At 46.9% G+C, this 17,956-nt stretch carries 17 protein-coding genes, 1 tRNA gene and 1 pseudogene; 5 read left to right on the top strand and 14 right to left on the bottom strand.

The window, feature by feature from the left end; genetic code table 11:
- Positions 1 to 338: 338 nt before the first annotated feature.
- Both tnpA and V7676_RS17485 read right to left on the bottom strand, forming a co-directional pair.
- Positions 339 to 596 (bottom strand): annotated as a pseudogene (gene tnpA / locus V7676_RS18905) (IS200/IS605 family transposase); the annotation flags it as partial.
- Between the two features lie 85 nt (positions 597 to 681).
- A complete protein-coding gene (locus V7676_RS17485) occupies positions 682 to 1,887 on the bottom strand; it encodes a GGDEF domain-containing protein (RefSeq protein WP_335660883.1) in 1,206 nt (401 codons plus the stop codon).
- A gap of 585 nt (positions 1,888 to 2,472) precedes the next feature.
- Here V7676_RS17485 and V7676_RS17480 point away from each other — a divergent pair.
- On the top strand, positions 2,473 to 2,643 hold the full coding sequence (locus V7676_RS17480) for a hypothetical protein (RefSeq protein WP_335660882.1): 171 nt from the start codon (positions 2,473 to 2,475) through the stop codon (positions 2,641 to 2,643).
- 6 nt (positions 2,644 to 2,649) lie between these two features.
- Here the strand turns inward: V7676_RS17480 and V7676_RS17475 are convergent, their stop codons facing one another.
- The 12 genes from V7676_RS17475 to V7676_RS17420 form a co-directional block, all read right to left on the bottom strand.
- Positions 2,650 to 2,973: a hypothetical protein gene (locus V7676_RS17475; RefSeq protein ID WP_335660881.1), complete on the bottom strand. Its 324-nt coding sequence runs from the start codon at positions 2,971 to 2,973 to the stop codon at positions 2,650 to 2,652.
- Positions 2,974 to 3,657: a JAB domain-containing protein gene (locus V7676_RS17470; RefSeq protein ID WP_335660880.1), complete on the bottom strand. Its 684-nt coding sequence runs from the start codon at positions 3,655 to 3,657 to the stop codon at positions 2,974 to 2,976.
- A gap of 5 nt (positions 3,658 to 3,662) precedes the next feature.
- Positions 3,663 to 4,085: a hypothetical protein gene (locus V7676_RS17465; protein ID WP_335660879.1), complete on the bottom strand. Its 423-nt coding sequence runs from the start codon at positions 4,083 to 4,085 to the stop codon at positions 3,663 to 3,665.
- A 49-nt stretch (positions 4,086 to 4,134) separates the two neighbouring features.
- Positions 4,135 to 4,497, bottom strand: a complete 363-nt coding sequence (locus V7676_RS17460; RefSeq protein ID WP_335660878.1) for a hypothetical protein — start codon at positions 4,495 to 4,497, stop codon at positions 4,135 to 4,137.
- A 75-nt stretch (positions 4,498 to 4,572) separates the two neighbouring features.
- A complete protein-coding gene (locus V7676_RS17455) occupies positions 4,573 to 5,136 on the bottom strand; it encodes a helix-turn-helix domain-containing protein (RefSeq protein ID WP_335660877.1) in 564 nt (187 codons plus the stop codon).
- A gap of 614 nt (positions 5,137 to 5,750) precedes the next feature.
- Positions 5,751 to 8,120, bottom strand: a complete 2,370-nt coding sequence (locus V7676_RS17450) for a relaxase/mobilization nuclease domain-containing protein (protein ID WP_335660876.1) — start codon at positions 8,118 to 8,120, stop codon at positions 5,751 to 5,753.
- A gap of 101 nt (positions 8,121 to 8,221) precedes the next feature.
- Entirely contained in the window at positions 8,222 to 8,506 is a 285-nt protein-coding gene (locus tag V7676_RS17445; protein WP_335660875.1) for a DUF6290 family protein, read from the bottom strand.
- 232 nt (positions 8,507 to 8,738) lie between these two features.
- Entirely contained in the window at positions 8,739 to 9,650 is a 912-nt protein-coding gene (locus V7676_RS17440) for a hypothetical protein (protein ID WP_335660874.1), read from the bottom strand.
- 159 nt (positions 9,651 to 9,809) lie between these two features.
- Complete coding sequence (locus V7676_RS17435; protein ID WP_335660873.1) at positions 9,810 to 10,400, bottom strand: hypothetical protein; 591 nt, start codon at positions 10,398 to 10,400, stop codon at positions 9,810 to 9,812.
- Positions 10,397 to 10,603, bottom strand: coding sequence for a helix-turn-helix domain-containing protein (locus V7676_RS17430; RefSeq protein ID WP_335660872.1), 207 nt, complete (start codon positions 10,601 to 10,603; stop codon positions 10,397 to 10,399). The genes V7676_RS17435 and V7676_RS17430 overlap by 4 nt, the downstream gene beginning before the upstream one ends.
- A 173-nt stretch (positions 10,604 to 10,776) precedes the next feature.
- Complete coding sequence (locus tag V7676_RS17425) at positions 10,777 to 11,709, bottom strand: hypothetical protein (protein WP_335660871.1); 933 nt, start codon at positions 11,707 to 11,709, stop codon at positions 10,777 to 10,779.
- A 424-nt stretch (positions 11,710 to 12,133) separates the two neighbouring features.
- Positions 12,134 to 13,423, bottom strand: a complete 1,290-nt coding sequence (locus V7676_RS17420) for a tyrosine-type recombinase/integrase (protein ID WP_335660870.1) — start codon at positions 13,421 to 13,423, stop codon at positions 12,134 to 12,136.
- 118 nt (positions 13,424 to 13,541) lie between these two features.
- On the opposite strand from V7676_RS17420, the gene V7676_RS17415 reads away from it, so the two are divergent.
- From V7676_RS17415 to V7676_RS17405, 4 genes are all read left to right on the top strand, one after another.
- A tRNA-Glu gene (locus V7676_RS17415) sits at positions 13,542 to 13,612 on the top strand.
- Between the two features lie 775 nt (positions 13,613 to 14,387).
- The gene (locus tag V7676_RS18900; RefSeq protein WP_442955465.1) at positions 14,388 to 14,633 is read left to right on the top strand and encodes a DUF6471 domain-containing protein; all 246 of its coding nucleotides are present in this window, start codon (positions 14,388 to 14,390) and stop codon (positions 14,631 to 14,633) included.
- A gap of 80 nt (positions 14,634 to 14,713) precedes the next feature.
- Entirely contained in the window at positions 14,714 to 16,645 is a 1,932-nt protein-coding gene (locus V7676_RS17410; protein ID WP_335660869.1) for an AAA family ATPase, read from the top strand.
- A gap of 503 nt (positions 16,646 to 17,148) precedes the next feature.
- A complete protein-coding gene (locus V7676_RS17405) occupies positions 17,149 to 17,892 on the top strand; it encodes a tyrosine-type recombinase/integrase (RefSeq protein WP_335660868.1) in 744 nt (247 codons plus the stop codon).
- Positions 17,893 to 17,956 lie beyond the last annotated feature (64 nt).

Below are 17,956 nucleotides of genomic sequence, written 5' to 3'. Positions count from 1 at the left end.
ACGATTATAGTTAATAGAGTGTAAAATCTAAAGATGGCCTGTTATGGGCTTTGGCCCCCAATTCATTATTGATGGGATGCGCGCGGTCTGATCAGCAAAGTGGTAAAATCAAAGCCGCCCTTCCGCTTCCGCCGCAAATACGGAAATACTCATAGCTGCACGATTGTTCTGATAGCAGACGTTCCGTCTCCAATTCATAGCTCTCCAGAGACTTGGCTCCTTGCAAAGCCCCAGATCAATCGAACCCAGTTCGCAGGATTTCCAGCTTGCGCCTCAGTGAAAGACAACAGCTTGTTCAATCCCTGACGGTCGTAACGACGTCCAGCAAGCCAGACGGACTCAATCTTGCGCGTATTTGCCCGGCGCACGAAGTCGCTGACCGAGACATGGGGCGGAATTTCGACAAACATGTGGACATGGTCGCGCGACAAAGCCCCGTGGATGATAGTGACGCCAAGCTCGCTACAAACCTGCCGGATAATCTACCGCACCCGCAGACGAACATCGCCATGCAGCACCTTGAAACGATATTTCGGCGCCCATACCAAATGATAACGATGATGAAAAGTCGTGTGACAACCGGTGCGATATCCCATAGCTGCTATTGACCGAGTCTCAGGCTGAAGCCAGTATCCGACTGAAGTCGGAGGGGTTGCTCCCTAAAAGAGACTCTAAAAAACATCAATGAACACATTCAGCTAAATCAATTACAACCTGGTTTCGACCACTTTGCTTGGCAGAATATAAAGCAGCGTCCGCTCTTCGGAGCATAAGACGTGGATTGCCATCGCCCGCCAGTGAAGCAATTCCAGCAGAAAAACTTACCGTTCCTATTGCCTCGTTCGTTTCCCGGTTCATAAAATTATGTGCAGAAAGTTCAGATCTTACATTGTCGACAATTTCGAACACTTGCTGCGAGGTTTTATCAAGAAATAGAACGACAAACTCTTCTCCCCCGTGCCGCGCGAGATGGCATTTATTGTCAGACATACCGTCAAGATATTGTGCTACGCGTTTGAGAACCCTATCACCTGCCTCGTGACCATGATTGTCGTTTATCAGTTTGAATTTGTCGATGTCGATAAAGGCTACAGTCAGGGGCTCAAATGCTTCCTTCGATCGCAAAAGCGCATCTTTCAGATAATCTTCAAATGCCCAGCGATTGGGTAGACCTGTCAGCTGATCGGTCTCAGCTTTCTGTGTTGCGTCATCTAGTTTTTTCCGCATCTCAGCAATTTGAGTTTCCGCTTCCTTCAACTGTCGTTGAGCTTCTTGTGATTTTTCGACAATTGTATTCGTCAGATTGATCAACGCCTTCAACTGACTTTGATTGCCTTGCGATTGATCAATTTTCCCGACTTCTTGTTCCAATGCGTGGCTATAATCACGATTTTCGTTTCGATTATCAGAGATTATTTTATGGCCGTTTCGCAATGCCCGCGTGCCGCTAGTAACCAGCTCGGATAGCTCTGCAGAATTCCAGACCTCTAGATACGATTCGGTTAGTTGCTTAATTGATGAGGTCGGCACGTGCCCGTGGCTCTCAATAATCTCATCTACGGCCAGACAAAACTGCAAGCTCGCTCCATAGTTATATTCCCAGGCAAGCTTGTAAGCTTCAGGCGTCGGTTCAAGTCGCACAAAATTTAGAAAGTCTGAAATTTCGATAATCTTTTGATTATATAGAGGCTTTGGTTCTGGTTCACGCTTTCTCCAATTGAAGGATTCAAGGAACCAACGGCTTACATTGAACGCGCCTTGCATTTGACCATCGATTTGGGTGTGAGGTTGAGTTGCCATTGTTTTCCACTTTTTTGTAATCGAAAACAATGACGGCATTTTGACGCAACTATTAAGAACATAGTTAATTGATTCGGCAACAGACAAGCCCTTTCCAATTGAAAGCGCGAATAGGAGACATTACGGATACAGTAGCTATCAGTCGGTAAGTGCCCCATTTGGCGACGTTCTCGGTCAAAAGGCCATTTCCCGAAACCTGCCAGTGGAGCTGGTAAAAGAGAGCGGAGTTGGGCCATTCCCCAATATTTTTTTTTGCCCAAAGGCTGATAAACCGACATTCGCATCGCAGCATCCGGATGCCCGCTAAGGGGCATTCGTTATGCAAATTGAGACCGACCATGCCTAGAGAGACTGTGAAATCAAAATTTCACCGTGAAGACCGGGCGCTACACATCAATTCTCTCGCAATTGATCTTATAGTTTACGAACATGAATTCACTACATTCACAACTGGAGTTCGGATATTGTGCGATGCACGGCCAAACGCTGCGAATGGCGTCAGTGGAGGCTTGGAAATAATGAAGATAGCTGCACGCTTGAGGCTTTTGTTTGCGGTTTTCTGTAGTTTGTAAAATCGTGTAAAAGGTGCAGATATCTATTAACTTCGTTATAATTAGAGATTACTTGTCAACAACTTCTTTGTTAGCTAGTCAGAATTCCGGGAGCAATTTAATGCCGCCAGTCGATGAATTTAGCGAAATACAAAATGCTGGATTGAGGTTGCGCGCCCATACGTTGATGGAAGAGGCACTAAAAATTCTGGACACAACAGGAGATCATTTGGCTGGAGCCAAGCTTGATGAAGCGATTTGCGCCTTGGGCCTAAGGTCCAATTCCAAATAGTCGGCGCTACTCTGGGGAAAGGAAAACGGTAGCCAAACGCTTTTTCATCGAATCAGATAATCGCAGTGCAGCCGGTTCCGACATATCGGCCTGAGACATTTCGATTAAACCCTCTGATGCTAACACCTTAATATAGCGATCAAATGTGGATGTCGGGGCATCAATCATTTTATTGAGCTCATCACTTTTGAGAACATTTTCCGAATTTTGCTCGACAAACAAGTGCAGCAAAATTTTTGCTGAGATATTCTGGGATATGGGTTCGCCAATTGCTTCGTCGAGAGCAGATATTTGACGGAGTAATAGTCGTGCTGATTGTTCCGGTTGCATTTATGCTTTTCCAAAGGTTTTGAAGAAAGAGCCAAGAAAGTTTGTTAGAAAACTCCGCTTGAACGTGAGTGATTTTGGCAAACGGGACATTTCGCGTCCATCGAGCAAACCAAGGCTTCGCATGCTAGCAATACCACTTTTTGCAACAATCAGATGATCAAGAACATCCACATCAAATGACTGGCACAGGTCGACGATTTTTCTTGTCAAAGCAATATCAGAACTACTTGGACTTAGATCACCACACGGATGGTTGTGCACCAATATGACGGCCGTTGCTTTAAGCTCTAAAGCCTCACGGATGATTTCACGGACATGGACCTGAATGCGGTTTACTGTCCCAATGCCCATCAACTTGTCTTCAATCAGACGATTCTTGGTATCGAGAAAAAGAACACGAAACAGTTCTTTTTTGGACGATGACAGGTTGTGGAACAAATAGTCGTGCAAGGCAGTGGAGGAACTGAGCACCGGGCCTGAAACAAGCTCTTGCTCCAAGGCATAGTTGAAGGATCTCGCAACAATCTTGAGATATTCGATTGCTTCTGCGTGTAATCCATCAGCGGCTTTTTTTTGATGCCCAATTTCTTGAAAAAGCTGACGAATTGTTATGAACTTGGCTAAAATTCGCTCAGCTTCAGCCTCAGCTTGTTTTTTGACAATTGGCCTTATTATCTGGGCCAAAGCTTCTATATCTCGACGTGACCTTTCGCTAAATTTCTGCCTCTTATCGTTGCCACAATTAGGATCAGCAGTTGCACGAATCCCCAAGCTCCCTGAGTTACCCCCACGCCTTGAGAATTGAGATCCACTCCCACAGACGTCACGAAAAACGTCAGCACTGGTATCATCTGAAATGCGGCAATCGGCAATGGCCAAAATCTCTTACTCCGGAAGGCGATAACGATAAAAAATAACAAGCTGCAAAAATCGATTAGGAAAATGCCAAAGGATGGTTCCAGCCAGTTTTCGCCGCTCATTCGGTAAATGGCTGCTGTTCCTGTGAAATTGAAAACCAAGACGAACAAGGCCAGACGTTCTTCCACTTTTCCGTATCGAAGCACGAAGATGAATGCCGAAAGCATAAGAAATAGGAAAATCCATTTTGCCATAACGGGCAAATCTCATACTATCGGCACTCCAGTCAACGCGGGTGTATAATTACGCTGCTTTCGTTTTTTCGGAATGCACCAGTGCCACCGGACTTTCCTCTGCGGAATCTTCGAAAAACTTCCATAGGGCTCCGCCTGCTGTGACTTTGAAACCAAGCTGGCCTTGGACTTTCGTGAATGCACAATGGGCATCGACAATTCGCGCGCGGGCCGAATGGAGCGCAGCGACGGATTCACCCGTAAGAGAGATAGCCTCTTGTGCGACGAGTGCAGAAAGATTCGCGCGTTGGCGCGCTGCTGAGGTCGTGGATGTTAATTCGCCTGCACAAATAAGTGCATTATCGATAGCAGCTTCCAACGCGTGAAGTTTTTCGGTTACGTCATTGACTGCGCTTAAACGTTCTTTGAGCATGAATTATCTCCTGCGCTTCCGATCTTTTCTCGGCGCACATAATATTAGAAACAATAAGAGAGAGACAATCGCTGCTCAGGTTATCCGGGATAGACCTTCGGCCAGATTCACCAGCAAAGAAAATGCAAGCAAGCCGACCATCATGATCAAAAATATCAGACCAATCCGTGCAGGGATCGAAAGTTTATTTTCTCGTTTCGCTTCGAACAGAACCGACAGAAAAGAGGGATTCTGAGCGCTTTGAAAGGCATCATGAGAATAAAACGCCTGTTCATCGCGAAGCTCGTCTTGCCCGCTGACATTCGGTGGGTTCCATTCACCGGATGACGCTTTCTCATTACGTGCATATCGGTATCTTGGAAGGTCCGAACTTTGGTGTGCCAATTCATCGTATAGGTTTGGACTGCCAGACGGGTGCTGCTTTTCGTGCTTGGCGAACATCCGCGCTGCTTCTGCTCTTGAAGATGCGCCCAATTTAGTTTGTGCACGCTTTAACCGTTGGTCTACGGTATGCGGTGAAACATCAAGAATTCGGGCGATCTCTTTAGACGACCTAAGAGACGCGACTAACCGCAGACATTCTTTTTGCGGTTCGCTTAGGCTATCAATTCGTTCGATAGAATTATTTGTATTCAACATGATAGCACCATTTCTTTTCTCAATAACAAATCGATCGGCATCGTGCAATCAATCGGCGCATTTGCAACTATTTCGAGTGCAGATAATCAGCGGAGCAGCAAATAACCAAGGATGACACTAAGTGGAGCCGTTCCTGCTAATTTGGTTGAGGAATGATCTTGAGCAATGGCGCAAAACATACTCATACCCAAACTACTTAAACCCAGTTTGACGGTCAATTGCTTCTGCTTTCTTATAATTCCGTCCACAACCGAAAGGTCTGTATTCCACCCAGTTGTTGCCATTATGGTGCGACTGCATCGAGTTCAGGCAATGGCAGCTTTCAGGAACGAGCGTCAGCCTTGGGAATGACGACAATTGGGCGCGAAGCAGACATGGGTTGCGACTATTGCGAACGTCCGGAACTGGGGCCGCAGCCGAAGGTCCGCTTTCCACCGCCCAGCATCCAATAGCGGACAGTCCGCAAACGGCCCAGACGCTGCCATCTGAACTCAATCTATCGAATGACCGATAGGCCAGCCTAGCGAAGCCCGCTCTTAAAAAAAAACACCGCGAGAAGTGCAATCACCATATAAAATAAGGATAAAAATTTGGTGTCTCGAACAGGCCTATTTCTACCAGCCCAGCCCCTGCCCTTGCTGTCTATGCAGATTCACAAGATAATTTGATTGCCTCTGAATTTCGGAGGCAAGCGGAAGCCCTTCCGCTTTCATCTCACTCTGGATCAACTTCGCTTGACTATCCTGCATTATTTTCTGCGCCAATGATCTGAGACTGGGCATCTCCTTCAAATGACCCAGTTTCGCAGGATCGTCATCGGATCGTGAAGCATTGTGCTTCCGGATCAGCTCCATTGCGTCGTATTTGATAAGCCACTCGTCGATCAAGGGGTTAACGCCACGAAATTGCGACATTGGATCGGTTATGTTCCGTGAACCTGCGGGCTGTTCTTTGGGAATATCAATATGCACACTGATCGTATCGGTATCAATACCGTTACGCACTTCTTGCCGCGGTTCTTGCGTAGACGCTACGGTCTGAGTTGGGTGGGCTTCAGGTTCCTTCGATGGTTGCAGCTTATCGGTTGTATCAGAAGCGTCCTTTGTAGCCGAATTGGCGACGACCTCTGCATGCACAGCAGTTGCCGCATCGGCGTCCCGGTTGGGCAACGAGTGCTCCTTTGGTTCCGTAGTTTGCTCTGCGACGACAACCGCGAGCCGAGCGAAATCCTTAGGGTCCTTCACCGACCTGCTTTGGCGAGCCTCCGCCTTAGCCTTCGCGGCCGCTATATATTTCTGCATTCCGGGGTCCGTTATCACAATCCCCTCTTCATGCGCGATTTCGGCACACAAGATTTTGAACTTCTTGTTCCCTGCAACGAGGCCAATTTTCCCCCATTTCGCATTGGCGACCAGCAACGCAGCGCGCGCATTCACCTCTTGCGTTGGCTCCGTCAGCAAAATTGCACTGCCTATATCGCGGAACGCCAGTTGGCCGCTTGGGTCATAATGGAGATATTCACGGCCTTTCGGAACAATATAAAATTGTTCACATTTGGCCTTCGCCGTCTTTCTGCGAGCGCTTTCGTCGCTCAAGATATTAGGAAAATCAAACGTCGCGACGTCAAACTCCTGAACTTCTTTGTCGGCGGCCCATTGGTCATAATGGGGAAACACTGCAAGTCTCGCTGCCCTTTTATGAGCGGCCGCATATTCGTAATTCACAGCCTCCATTATTCTTTTGGTTTCCCTTTTCCGAACGGTGTCACCGATCTTTTTAATATCTGCGGCATCGGCCCAGTTCGCCTCGACTTGTGCTAAGCTTTCCAGCAAATCCTGCGCCTTAATACAGGTTATGGTCTGCGCCTTTTGCTTTCTCACTCTGTCCTGAATTTCGGCGATTACACCTTCATGAAGCTTTCTGGCCAAATCATATTGGTTTTGCTGTTCTCTTGCAGGAAGAGGAACAGCAACTGGTTTCGCTATTTTTGTCTGGCTGCGCGGACCAACATAAGGCCCAAAAGCGGCAGGGTCGCTCAGAGCGGTTCGAGAAAAATCTCGGTGCGCCGTAGTCGCAGACAGCGCCTGATTTCCTCGGTGTATTCTGGCGCCATTTTCTCCATGGGGCCGATATGCCATCCCGTGTTTACCCAATTGCTCATGCAGATCCTGCCAGGACTGGGCTGTTGCCAGAATTGGTTTGGCGACAGTTTTGATCAATCTTTCCAAAGACTGGAGGCCGGTGCGCCGCTCAAATGATTTGGCAGCTTCCCCGAGACTTTCTTCTACTGGCTGGTCTTTTATTTTTTCTCTGGCCTGCTTGCGAGCCTCTGCAAATTTCTTCTTTGAGTTTAGGATTGACCGAAAATTCGCGTCACGCACTTGCAGTCCGCTCTCCTGATCAAACACGCCTTTATCATTGGCGATATATTTTGCTTCAGGTTCAGGCGACCATCCTTGCTCATATTCAATTATTGAGACTGCTTGATGGATATTGTCGACCTGCCACTTACCGCCAGCTTGCACCAAAGAAAAATCCTTTGGATTGACCCGGTTTCCAACAATGTGGACATGTATATTCCTAGTATTGAAATGGGCTGCATAAAATGCCTGATTTTCTTTCAGGTCCATCAATTCCAGAAATCGTTTCGCGGCCGCTTCAATTTGTTCTGGAGATGGGCTTTCGGCTGTCTTCCATGACAGCACAAAATGCTCGACCGGATCAACCTGTTTGGCACCTCGAATTACAGTTGCGGCAAACTCCTTCTGGCGATCGCTGAATTTCTCCGAGACGAAATTGAATGCACCCGCACAATATAGCTTTTCGCCAAAAGCGTCACTGTCCGGATCTTCTGATACGTCGGAAACATAATCGGTCCGATTATTCGCCGAGTGTATGATTGAATTTGAGAATTCCAGCATTGCGAGCTTTTTAGGATCGGTATCAACCAAATACATTGTGAGCACGCTGGCATGCGCGCGCATCCTATCCTTGTTCACCCTGGACGTAGACCTGCGGTGTCCGCCTGAATTGCGGTTCTGCTTTCGCCGATTGTTTAGACTGATTGATTTGCAGATCATGCTGGCTATTCCTTTTTTGCCAGATCGATAAGTTGACCTATGATATCGCGGACCTGCTGAAGCTTATGGTCGTCAATTCTGCTCGGATCCGATTGCAGGCGATGAAAAAGCGAAACTGCTTCGGACAATAGTCGCTCGAACGGACGCGCCTTTCTCAATCGATTGAGCAGGGTTGTGCGAATAAAGTCCGACAAATCGAGAGACGCCAGTTCGGCGGCTTCTTGTATCAAGTCTTTATCCGTTTTTGATATCCGGATCGTTATTGAAGTCTGATCTGAAACACTACTCATGGCCGGACCCCGCAGGTTCCGGCATAGACATTGTGACAAGCGGAGCGCGGAACGATGTCATATATGGCCTGTAAGACAAGGCCCATCCTGCAAAAGTTTTCCCCCTCCGATACGATCGTGATCGGGAGTTCTTCTGTAGCTCTTATGTTTGATGCAACGTTGCCCGTAAGGCACGCCTCCCCGTCAATCCTTGGTTGGATTGAGGGGGCGACGCTGCGGTGTTCCCTCTGTGTCATAGTAGGGTCTTCAGTTCGTTGTACTTGCCTTCGTGTATCTGGGATTGTTTCAGATGCTGGATCCGGAGTTGATCCGTCTCTGCAGACATTGCATTCCGATAATGTTTCTGTAGGCTGATATATTCGCTCAACGCGTCATCATTGGAAACATATGCTTTTGGCATTACCAAAACCGGAGCACCCTCTGACATCCTCCGTAGGACAGGAATAGCAGCTTCCGCACCAATGCGTTTAGCGAATTCATTAGACAGGGCGATTTGCAGCAAACGCCCAGCTAACTGCTTACAGACAAGCTGTTGGTTAGGTGGAGGGTCAAGCAACAGATCTGATGGCAGAACTTTTCGGCTTGAGTAGACGTTTATCTGGGATGCGGTCAGATGAGGAATTTCAATGATGGGTGCATGCAGTAGAGGCTCCTTTAACGGATCAAAAGCGCCGCCGCCATCAATGTTAACTTGAAAAATATACTTATTTGGCAGCCATTGATAAATCAAATATATTTGTTTTAAGTCATCAATCATACCGCTTTTGTGAGGAATTTGATTCAGGAATAGGCGAACATTATCTAATCCGACTGACTCTATTATTTCTGCAGTCGGTCCCATAATTTTAGGTTCACTGATACCCAAAGCGCCGTTGTCCTGAAGTATAATATCGCAATTGGCATATTTGCTCATAATCTTCGCGGCTATATCGTTTTCTTCTGTAAGTTTCTCGCAGAGAGCATCCGAGTTCTCCAACGCTGTCGAGATCGCTCCGGTTGACCGATCAGCATCGATCAATCCTACCTTTAGTCCAGCGAGTATTGCTATCGAAGCAACATCCAACACAGAACCGGTTTTGCTCAAACCGCCCCCCTTTGGACCGTTAATGCCATACATTATTTCACGATGTTGTTTTGTAGTCATCTCAAAATTCCTTTAAACGTGCTGTTCTTTCCGTATAAAAATTCGAAACAGTTCAGCTTGCTAAAATTGTCGTTCGCTTTTGGCCTAACGCGCATGTTTCTAAACACAGCACCGCCCGTAGGTGCCGTCGCTATTTCAAAAGCTTGTTTGGTAGGTGGGTTAAAACCCGCTGGCGTTGCTGTTTTTTAGCCCGAGAAGAAAATCTTTCGGAATTTCGCCTTGGGCATTTTTAACAGACTGTTGCGCCGACGTAGGTTTCGCCTCAGGATGCTGGCTAAGCTCTTGCGGTCCCTTGGCCTCTGGATCATTGCCTGACGCGCCAACCCGTTGACCGGTTTCTTTCGCCCTCACCGTGCGCTTGCGATTTCTAGGTTTCAATATCCTGTCAATCTCAGGATTATTCAGTTCACGAAGTTTCGCACGCAGCTTCCGCTGAAACGTGTCGCCGCTTGCACCAGGAACAAGCTCCTCCAACACCGGCCACATATCCTTCATATCCATACAGGGATTTTCGAGCATCGCCGCAATTGCAACATTCACTAGGGATTCCGCGAGGCTGGCTTTAGTTTTGCGGGTGCTGTCTACTCTTTTTTTGGCCCTTTGCTTGATACCAAGCGACAGTTGTGCGCCAATATCAGGTATCAGAACCGCGTCAGGATCATTGGCCATTACTGAGCTTAACGGCTTGTCGTATTCCTCAGGGCGCTGAGCTTCGGTTTGACGGGTGCTATTTGGGATGGGATCGCTCATGATTTACCACCTCCATCTTTAGGCTGGAAGCCACCGCGCGAGTTAAGCCACGAGAGTAAATCGGGCCGTGTGATGAGCGTCCGTCTGCCGACCTTTTTGACGGTGAGTCTATCTGTGCGTATTTCCCCATATAACAAGGTTTTCGAGATGCCCACCAGTTTGGCCGCTTCGTCGATAGTATAAACGTCGATTTCATTGTTCATGCGTATTACCTTTCATGCAGCTGTTGGTAGTTTTTGCTGCTGCTCAGGTTATATGCTGCGATATGGTAGGATTAAAATTCAAGGGGTTAAGGGGTAGGACGCATTAGGGGCCAATATGGGCTAAGCCCTTTCTCTAAGTCATTGCAAAATAGACTAATTATTTTCTTATAATTCTATTGGTGCGCTCGTCGACCGCCAGCTTGTCGATCTTTCAAACTTACGAACGAAGATATTTTATCTATGGATATCTTGCTTTGCGGCAGGCCATATTTTTTCAAAGCCTTCATCGCATGCTCATGCAGTTCCTCGTTGGACGGTTGGTTGCTGTCGCTAATCTTAGCTGTAAAAATCAGCTCATCCATAGCGTGCATATATTCTGATTTGTAACCGCTAGAAAACCCGGAATTTGGAATTCCTTTAGTAAGGTTTTGCAAGCACGCTTTGATATCATTGATCTCAAAAAACACAAAACTGTCGGCACCCTCTGTCGATGATAGGCCCTCATTACTATTGAAGGACATATGTCTAAATACGCTCCTCGGACTATCGATATTCCATTCCTCGGGACTGATGTGCGTGATTCCAGCTGTCCCCGAGGTCCGATAACACGATTTCACATCACCATTTTTCAATCGTTTTGCTAAGGTCTCGCAAACCGCGAGTGCCCTTTCTTGGAAATCATTTAACAAATGAGAGAGCTTTTCATAGTCGTCATCAACCGCATTCCAAACTCCTGCGGACGTGTGGCTATCATAAGCGCGGACACTGAGGTCACAAAGATCTGCTACAATTTTGAAAAGATCTAAATAGGGTTTCTGTTTTTTTGCCAAATCTGGACAAAATACCTTATCATTGAGAAACTTTGACCGGTCAGGCGGCGGAGGAAGATTGTATGGAAGAAGAATCATCTCTTTGCCCGACCATTCAGGCGAATAATAATGGTCACCAATCAATTTAAATGCCTGAACGGTGTTACAATATCCTGTGGGACATTCATATACGGGCGTGTGCTTCAAGTCTCCGAGCCAAAGTTTCTTCAGTTGCTTTGCAGACAAGATGGAGGGTTTGGGGACGTTTACGTTTCCAGGAGAAGGGGCATCTTGCATAGGTCATATTCCGATATCGTCAAATTATGAGCTATATTACGCCCATTCCCCCTAACATTTAGCTAATCGTCGAATAGTTGGCGCTCTGGCAGTTCTCACTATAATTTTTTGCCGATCGTCAGAATAACTTTGAGGTTTACCCAACGGGTTCGCTTTGATCCCATGAACCGAAGGTTTGTGAGTTCACTTCCTTGTCCAAGCACGACGAAGGCCATGATAAAACCAATCCACCGCATTTTGGCGTTTGTATCGCGCGCCAGTATTCGATACCGTATACCCACCTGATCTCTCCGATCAAGCGGTCCAGACCGTCATAGAACAGGCGGAAAGGCTTTTGGCAGAAAGCCATTCATAAGGTTTCCGCATCGAGCCTAGATTTGTATTAGAGCAAAAACAGACGCCTTTTTGAAGGCGCATGGCAATGTCATGCCTGTTTGGTGCTAACCAACGGCACTACCGCTCTAGCCGATATTTCGCTTAAGCCGTCTGCAATGAAACGCGAGTATGTTTTTTCAATCATGGCTACACTGGTGTCATGGGTCGACGCAACTAGCCGAATTGGGATATTCATTCGTATGGAACGAACAATGGAGGAATGTCGCAAGGCATACGGCACAAACTTGCTCAGTCCGATTTCCGACATCACGGTTTTCCACTTTCGAGTCATTTGCGACGGAGTTGTCCACGGGCCACGTTTATCACGAACCCACTTGTTGCCGAGAACCTGACGATGAGTCCAACGCTCCAACAGGATTTCCTCATGATTTCGGCCATTATGAATTTCCATCAAAAGCGAGATCACGTCCTCGCCAAGTGGCAATGGGATTAGATTAGTCGACGTATTTCTGCCTTTGAGACTGGAAGGCATCATAATACGATGATTTTCGGGTTGGAAATCACCGACGGTTAAACGCGCGACTTGTGAAAACCGAGCCCCAGTTGCCGCAAGAACAACCACCATTCTGAAGAAATCGCCGTCTTTCGTATCAGAATTACGAACCGCGTCGATTATACGCCTCACTTGGTCATCATTAAGAATCTGGTTCTCACGCGCACCGGGGGTGACATTGTCAACTACATCTAGCGAACGCAGACCATGTTTTAGCACTTCACCTGGAAGCGACCGCTCAGACGCAGGCAGAGATGCAACACCCAAATTCAATGCTGCCCGAAAATCATTCACGATTCTATTTATCGTAGAGTCGGCCAGCCTTTCTGGCAATCCAGCTTGCCAAAACCCGAGGTCTGCTTCGGTTAAATCTTGGATCTCAATCTCAGCTAGTTTTTCATCCGCAAGCACGTAAGCGCTCAATTTGTAATCTGCGTCCGAACGCTTTTCCGTGCCGGTGCGTTTCCTGTCACGCTTGTTCCTCATTATAATATATTTATTCACACAAGATGCGACTGTGACAGGTTGACCCTGAATCTTCCTTTTTCTTTGCTGCCGCTCCTCTACGACGGCTGCTTTGGCGGCGGACATTGCAGTGGCATAGTCCATTACTCCTTCTTTAACGACATCATCAGCGACGCCAATTACCCTCTGCCAGTATTTCCCGTTCCCAATATAGCAGCGTGCCAGCCACTTGCCGCCTTTCGCCGATTTTCGGAATCCGAGATGGATATCAACATCAACACCCCTCCAATGGACGCCGATTGGCAATCGATCCCGAGCATTTCGCGACGACAGGACTGCTTCTTGCAGATTTTTACTCATACCAAACTCCATCAAATATACGTCAAATAAGTATCCACACTCACAGACGAACGTCAACGCACGTCGACGCTTTTAAATGTTTATATTCAATAACTTGGTATATCGAAATTTTTGATTTGGCAATGCCTATTGGCGTATTTTAGCCCTTTCACGGCTGAAATACGGGTTCGAATCCCGTAGGGGTCACCACGTTGAAAACAAACGATAATTTCTCGAAATGTCGGTTTTCACATTATCTAATTACGGTCGCCGCTTGCTCCCTAGTGCGTCGTAATGCGCAAACTCCTGGAACTATCAAAAACTCAGAATTTTGGAAGATCGTAGTCATTGCAATGACTTAGATCGGTTTGATTGATTTTTAAATTTTGGCTTGGTGCCGCTTTCATGCGACACGGTGTTTTCAGCCTGGAAACACGGGTTCGAATCCCACTGGCCCTATCTATTTGATAATAGAAGATAATATTTCTATATTTCGTTATGCTCGGTATTCAGATTATCTAAATTTAGATACACGGCCCTTTCCGCTGGAACCCTCGATTTCCCGCCTTTTGGCATTCCAATCGATGCTATCAAACGGATTTACCTTTGGGGGCTTTAGGGATTCAATTAATTCATCAAAATATTGATCTATAGCAACACGATCCCAAAGCCGTCTGCGGCCGATGCGAATTGGATCGGGAAAATTTGACGCAGACTTAAGTCGATCAAATGTGCGCTCACTAATCCCCAAGTAAGTTGCTGCGATGGGCTTAGAAAGCAATCGCGGCGCTAGCCAAAATTCGATTTTCGCTGTCATATTTCCGTTCCTGAGAATTTGGGTTTGCTGGCACCTCAGCATGAGCTACGCGTGCCGATTTTTCACGGCCATCATCGGATACAGATACAAAACACACCATATATCGGGGTTTATATAATCGGAGTCAATTATTATTATCGCCGTATACAATGATAAGAGAACAGTGATTTGGCGACGAGAAAAGATGACCCCGTAAATGTCGAGTTTGAGACTCGCGCAAAAAACCTATTAAAGGGTGAGCTGAAGCGACAGGGGATCACCTATGCACAGCTTGCTAAAAAGCTGGCAGCAATTGGCGTCCAGGATAACGAACGCAATCTCAATAACAAGATCAGCAGGGGCGGGTTTACAGCCGCGTTTTTACTTCAATGTTTAGATGCTATCGGCTCGTCATCATTGCGGCTTTCGGACTAGAAGACTTCGTCGTGCTTTTCAGATGGCTGGTGAACAGAAAGTCTCTTGCGTAGATGCTTTGGCTAGTGTTGTAATACAAAATGCTCATTCGAAAAATCGCTATAGAAAATGTTCGAAGCTTCCTTGATCGCAGAGAAATGGTCTTTGAAGGCGGAATATCGATTATCATTGGACCAAACGGGGGAGGGAAGACAAACCTCCTCGACACTATGTACACGATGCTCAAGAAGCATCTTCTTGCCACAAAGTATTTGCATTCCATCAATGATGGGACGCCCGACCAGGGCTGGCAGCTGAGTTACAACGACCAGTTTAATAACATTAATTTCGACAAGCACAGCTCTGGTTCTGCCAGAGATCAACATGTCGAACTTGAGGTTGAGGTGTCACAAAGCGATATCGACAACATGGCCGCAATCAAAGCGGACTACCCCGCAATCCAAAAGCTTAGCAAACGTCGATTTTATGGTGACCCGTGGGCCCATGTGCAAGGCTGGGATGTAAACGCAATCGCTCCGAAATCCCGCCTGACCTACAAATGGTCAAATGGAGCGTTAGAGCCCACTACTTCCAATACTGAACTGCATTTTTTGCAATATCTGCAGCTATACGAATTTGACAACATGATGCGCGCCGAGGTTGGTAAAGCCGCGCTAAAAATGTCGATGCTCTATCTTCCCGTAAACAGGGCTTCAGCTGGCTTTCCTTCGAAGGTGGCACTGGCAAACTACAACGACATTGAACAGAAGAAATCCTTGGATGCGACATCGTCTAGGTCAGGTGGTAGCATCATTTCGTTAGCGATTGGACGGATCGCGCAGAAGTACCGGCTGCTGCAAGAGGACGATAACACTAGTGCAAAGGAAAAATTTTACGCAGATAAAAGCCTCCAAGCGCTTTCTTCGGATCTGGATGATCTGGGCTATAAGTGGGAGCTAACCACTATAAACGCTCTTTCCAATGAATATGACGTCACGCTAACTAAGCAAGGCTCTTCCTTCTTAGTAGGCGCTGCATCATCGGGCGAGAGGGAGCTGCTCACGTACCTATTTGCTATCTATGCCCTTAATGTTCGCGATACGCTAATCATAGTAGACGAACCTGAGTTGCATTTGCATCCACGTTGGCAAACGTCATTATTCAACCTTTTCGTGAAACTTTCCAAGTCAACGGGCAATCAATTTGTTCTGGCGACCCATTCTCCGACATTCATCTCACCTGAATCGATCAAGTTTGTATCACGCATCTACATTCAGGACCAGAAAAGCGATATAGTTCGCTTGAATGCTTCGAACCTACCGAACGCTAAACACCTGTTTAATATCGTAAATAGCCAGAACAATGAAAGCATATTCTTTACAGACCGGGTACTGTTGGTTGAGGGCATTTCCGACAAAATATTCTTCGATCGGGTATTTGATATTCTTTCGCGCGAAGCTGGACAACAGCGTGATTCCAACCTCGAAATAGTCAGCGTTGGCGGGAAAGGCTTTTTTCCAGCGTATCAAATGCTGTTGAAGGCGTGCAAAGTACAAGGATTGATAATTGCCGATTTAGACTACATCGAGCAAATTGGGAATTCCAAGGTCAAAGCGCTTTTCAAGGTCGACTCCAACGAGATAAAAAAAGACGTCCTCGACAACGCCAAGAGTTTGGACGGAGATTTCTTGGTCAAGCAAATTGATCATGCCATAGCTACCGGTGATTGGGGTCCAGCAAGTGATACGTGGAGCTACATAAAGTCTCGCCGGATAGTACTGAAAGATCAGCTAAATGGCCAGGAGATGGACCAGCTTAACTTATATATAAACGAACTTACCAAATCAGATATTTTTCTGCTGAGCCGTGGCGCGCTAGAAGCGTATCTTCCAGCAGGCTACGCCTCGAAAAATCTCGAAAAGCTAATAGAGTTTGTCCCGTCCGAGAATTTCTGGAATGATCTCCCGATCGAAGGGCGCAACGAGATTGCTAAGATTGGCCGCACAATCTTAGGTCTAGCTCATCCGAATTAGACAAAGATGCAAGCTTGGCGCAGCGATTCCAAAAATTGGAGCACTCCGCCACACAGGTGATCGAATGTCTACTACCTATAATTTTTGCCCCAGTAGTTGGCGATGTTAAGATCATAAGCTGATCTCGGCGTTGGTTTTCTCCGAATATGCATTTCAGGTACGTTGCACAGAGTCTTCGAAAATTTAATCGATAAAACAGACCAAAATAATTAGATAATCATATGGACAACTATGACGTATATGTAGGCGAATTAGATAAATAATTTCGGATAAGTCATTGAAATATAAGGAAACTTATGTTTCGCGGCTGAAATACGGGTTCGAATCCCGTAGGGTCACCATTTGGACGTCCAGAGACGTCCGCAAACATCCAATAAGTGGTTATTTTCTAGACTTTTTTCTGCTATATCGTTCACAGCGATTTGGTGGCATCCTCATTTATACCCCCAATGTGAGGGTATTTTTGGGGGTATATCGTAAATCGCATTTACGGAGATACCCTCATGGCATTGTCAGTGGTTGCAATCAAAGCGGCGAAAGGCCGGAGTAAGCAATATAAGTTGGCGGATTCGGGTGGTTTGCATCTGTTGGTGATGCCGAATGGTCAAAGATATTGGCGGATGAATTACCGTTATCTCGGCAAACATAAGACGATTGCAATTGGTGTTTGGCCCGACGTCGCGCTGGCCGACGCAAGAGCCAAGCGGGACGAGGCACGGCGAGTGCTGGCAGACGGAATTGATCCTGCCGAAAAAGCAAAGCTGGACAAGATTGCAGCAAGTGTAGCTGCGGCGAACACATTTCAATCGGTTGCAGAGGAATGGATTGCAAAGATTGAACAGGAAGGCCGTGCGGCGGTCACACTAAAGAAGATACGCTGGCTTCTAAGTTTCACCTATCCGGCGCTCGGCAAGCGCCCTATCGCCGATATTTCACCGCATGAATTACTCGCTGTCCTTCGCAAGGTTGAAATGCGCGGACGGCATGAATCGGCAAAACGCATTCGTGCAACGTGCAGCCAGGTATTTCGCTACGCAATCGCGACTGCCCGTGCTGATCGCGATGTAGCGAACGACTTGAAGGGCGCATTGATCGTTCCGAAAGTGACCCACAGACCTGCAATTACCACACCGATGGAGGCAGGAGCCTTGCTTCGGGCCATAGACGGCTTTGATGGCCATCCTATAACCCTCTCCGCGCTCAAATTGCTCCCTCATGTATTTGTCCGTCCGGGTGTAGATATGTAGGGACTCGTGAGACATCTTCTGTAAAATTCTGATGCAGGAAGGAGATGATCGAATGACCAAGGAC

The organism is Parasphingorhabdus sp., assembly GCF_036963805.1.
Classification (GTDB): domain Bacteria; phylum Pseudomonadota; class Alphaproteobacteria; order Sphingomonadales; family Sphingomonadaceae; genus Parasphingorhabdus.
This window is presented reverse-complemented; position numbering and strand designations above follow the sequence as displayed.

Bases quoted from the DNA above. Each gene is read 5' to 3' on its own strand.
- V7676_RS17480 (WP_335660882.1), top strand. From the start codon at position 2,473: ATGCCGCCAGTCGATGAATTTAGCGAAATACAAAATGCTGGATTGAGG.
- V7676_RS17465 (WP_335660879.1), bottom strand. From the start codon at position 4,085: ATGGCAAAATGGATTTTCCTATTTCTTATGCTTTCGGCATTCATCTTC.
- V7676_RS17420 (WP_335660870.1), bottom strand. From the start codon at position 13,423: ATGAGTAAAAATCTGCAAGAAGCAGTCCTGTCGTCGCGAAATGCTCGG.
- V7676_RS17410 (WP_335660869.1), top strand. From the start codon at position 14,714: ATGCTCATTCGAAAAATCGCTATAGAAAATGTTCGAAGCTTCCTTGAT.
- V7676_RS17435 (WP_335660873.1), bottom strand. From the start codon at position 10,400: ATGAGCGATCCCATCCCAAATAGCACCCGTCAAACCGAAGCTCAGCGC.
- V7676_RS17450 (WP_335660876.1), bottom strand. From the start codon at position 8,120: ATGCGCGCGCATGCCAGCGTGCTCACAATGTATTTGGTTGATACCGAT.
- V7676_RS17445 (WP_335660875.1), bottom strand. From the start codon at position 8,506: ATGAGTAGTGTTTCAGATCAGACTTCAATAACGATCCGGATATCAAAA.
- V7676_RS17460 (WP_335660878.1), bottom strand. From the start codon at position 4,497: ATGCTCAAAGAACGTTTAAGCGCAGTCAATGACGTAACCGAAAAACTT.
- V7676_RS17455 (WP_335660877.1), bottom strand. From the start codon at position 5,136: ATGTTGAATACAAATAATTCTATCGAACGAATTGATAGCCTAAGCGAA.
- V7676_RS17405 (WP_335660868.1), top strand. From the start codon at position 17,149: ATGGCATTGTCAGTGGTTGCAATCAAAGCGGCGAAAGGCCGGAGTAAG.
- V7676_RS17425 (WP_335660871.1), bottom strand. From the start codon at position 11,709: ATGCAAGATGCCCCTTCTCCTGGAAACGTAAACGTCCCCAAACCCTCC.
- V7676_RS17475 (WP_335660881.1), bottom strand. From the start codon at position 2,973: ATGCAACCGGAACAATCAGCACGACTATTACTCCGTCAAATATCTGCT.
- V7676_RS17440 (WP_335660874.1), bottom strand. From the start codon at position 9,650: ATGACTACAAAACAACATCGTGAAATAATGTATGGCATTAACGGTCCA.
- V7676_RS17430 (WP_335660872.1), bottom strand. From the start codon at position 10,603: ATGAACAATGAAATCGACGTTTATACTATCGACGAAGCGGCCAAACTG.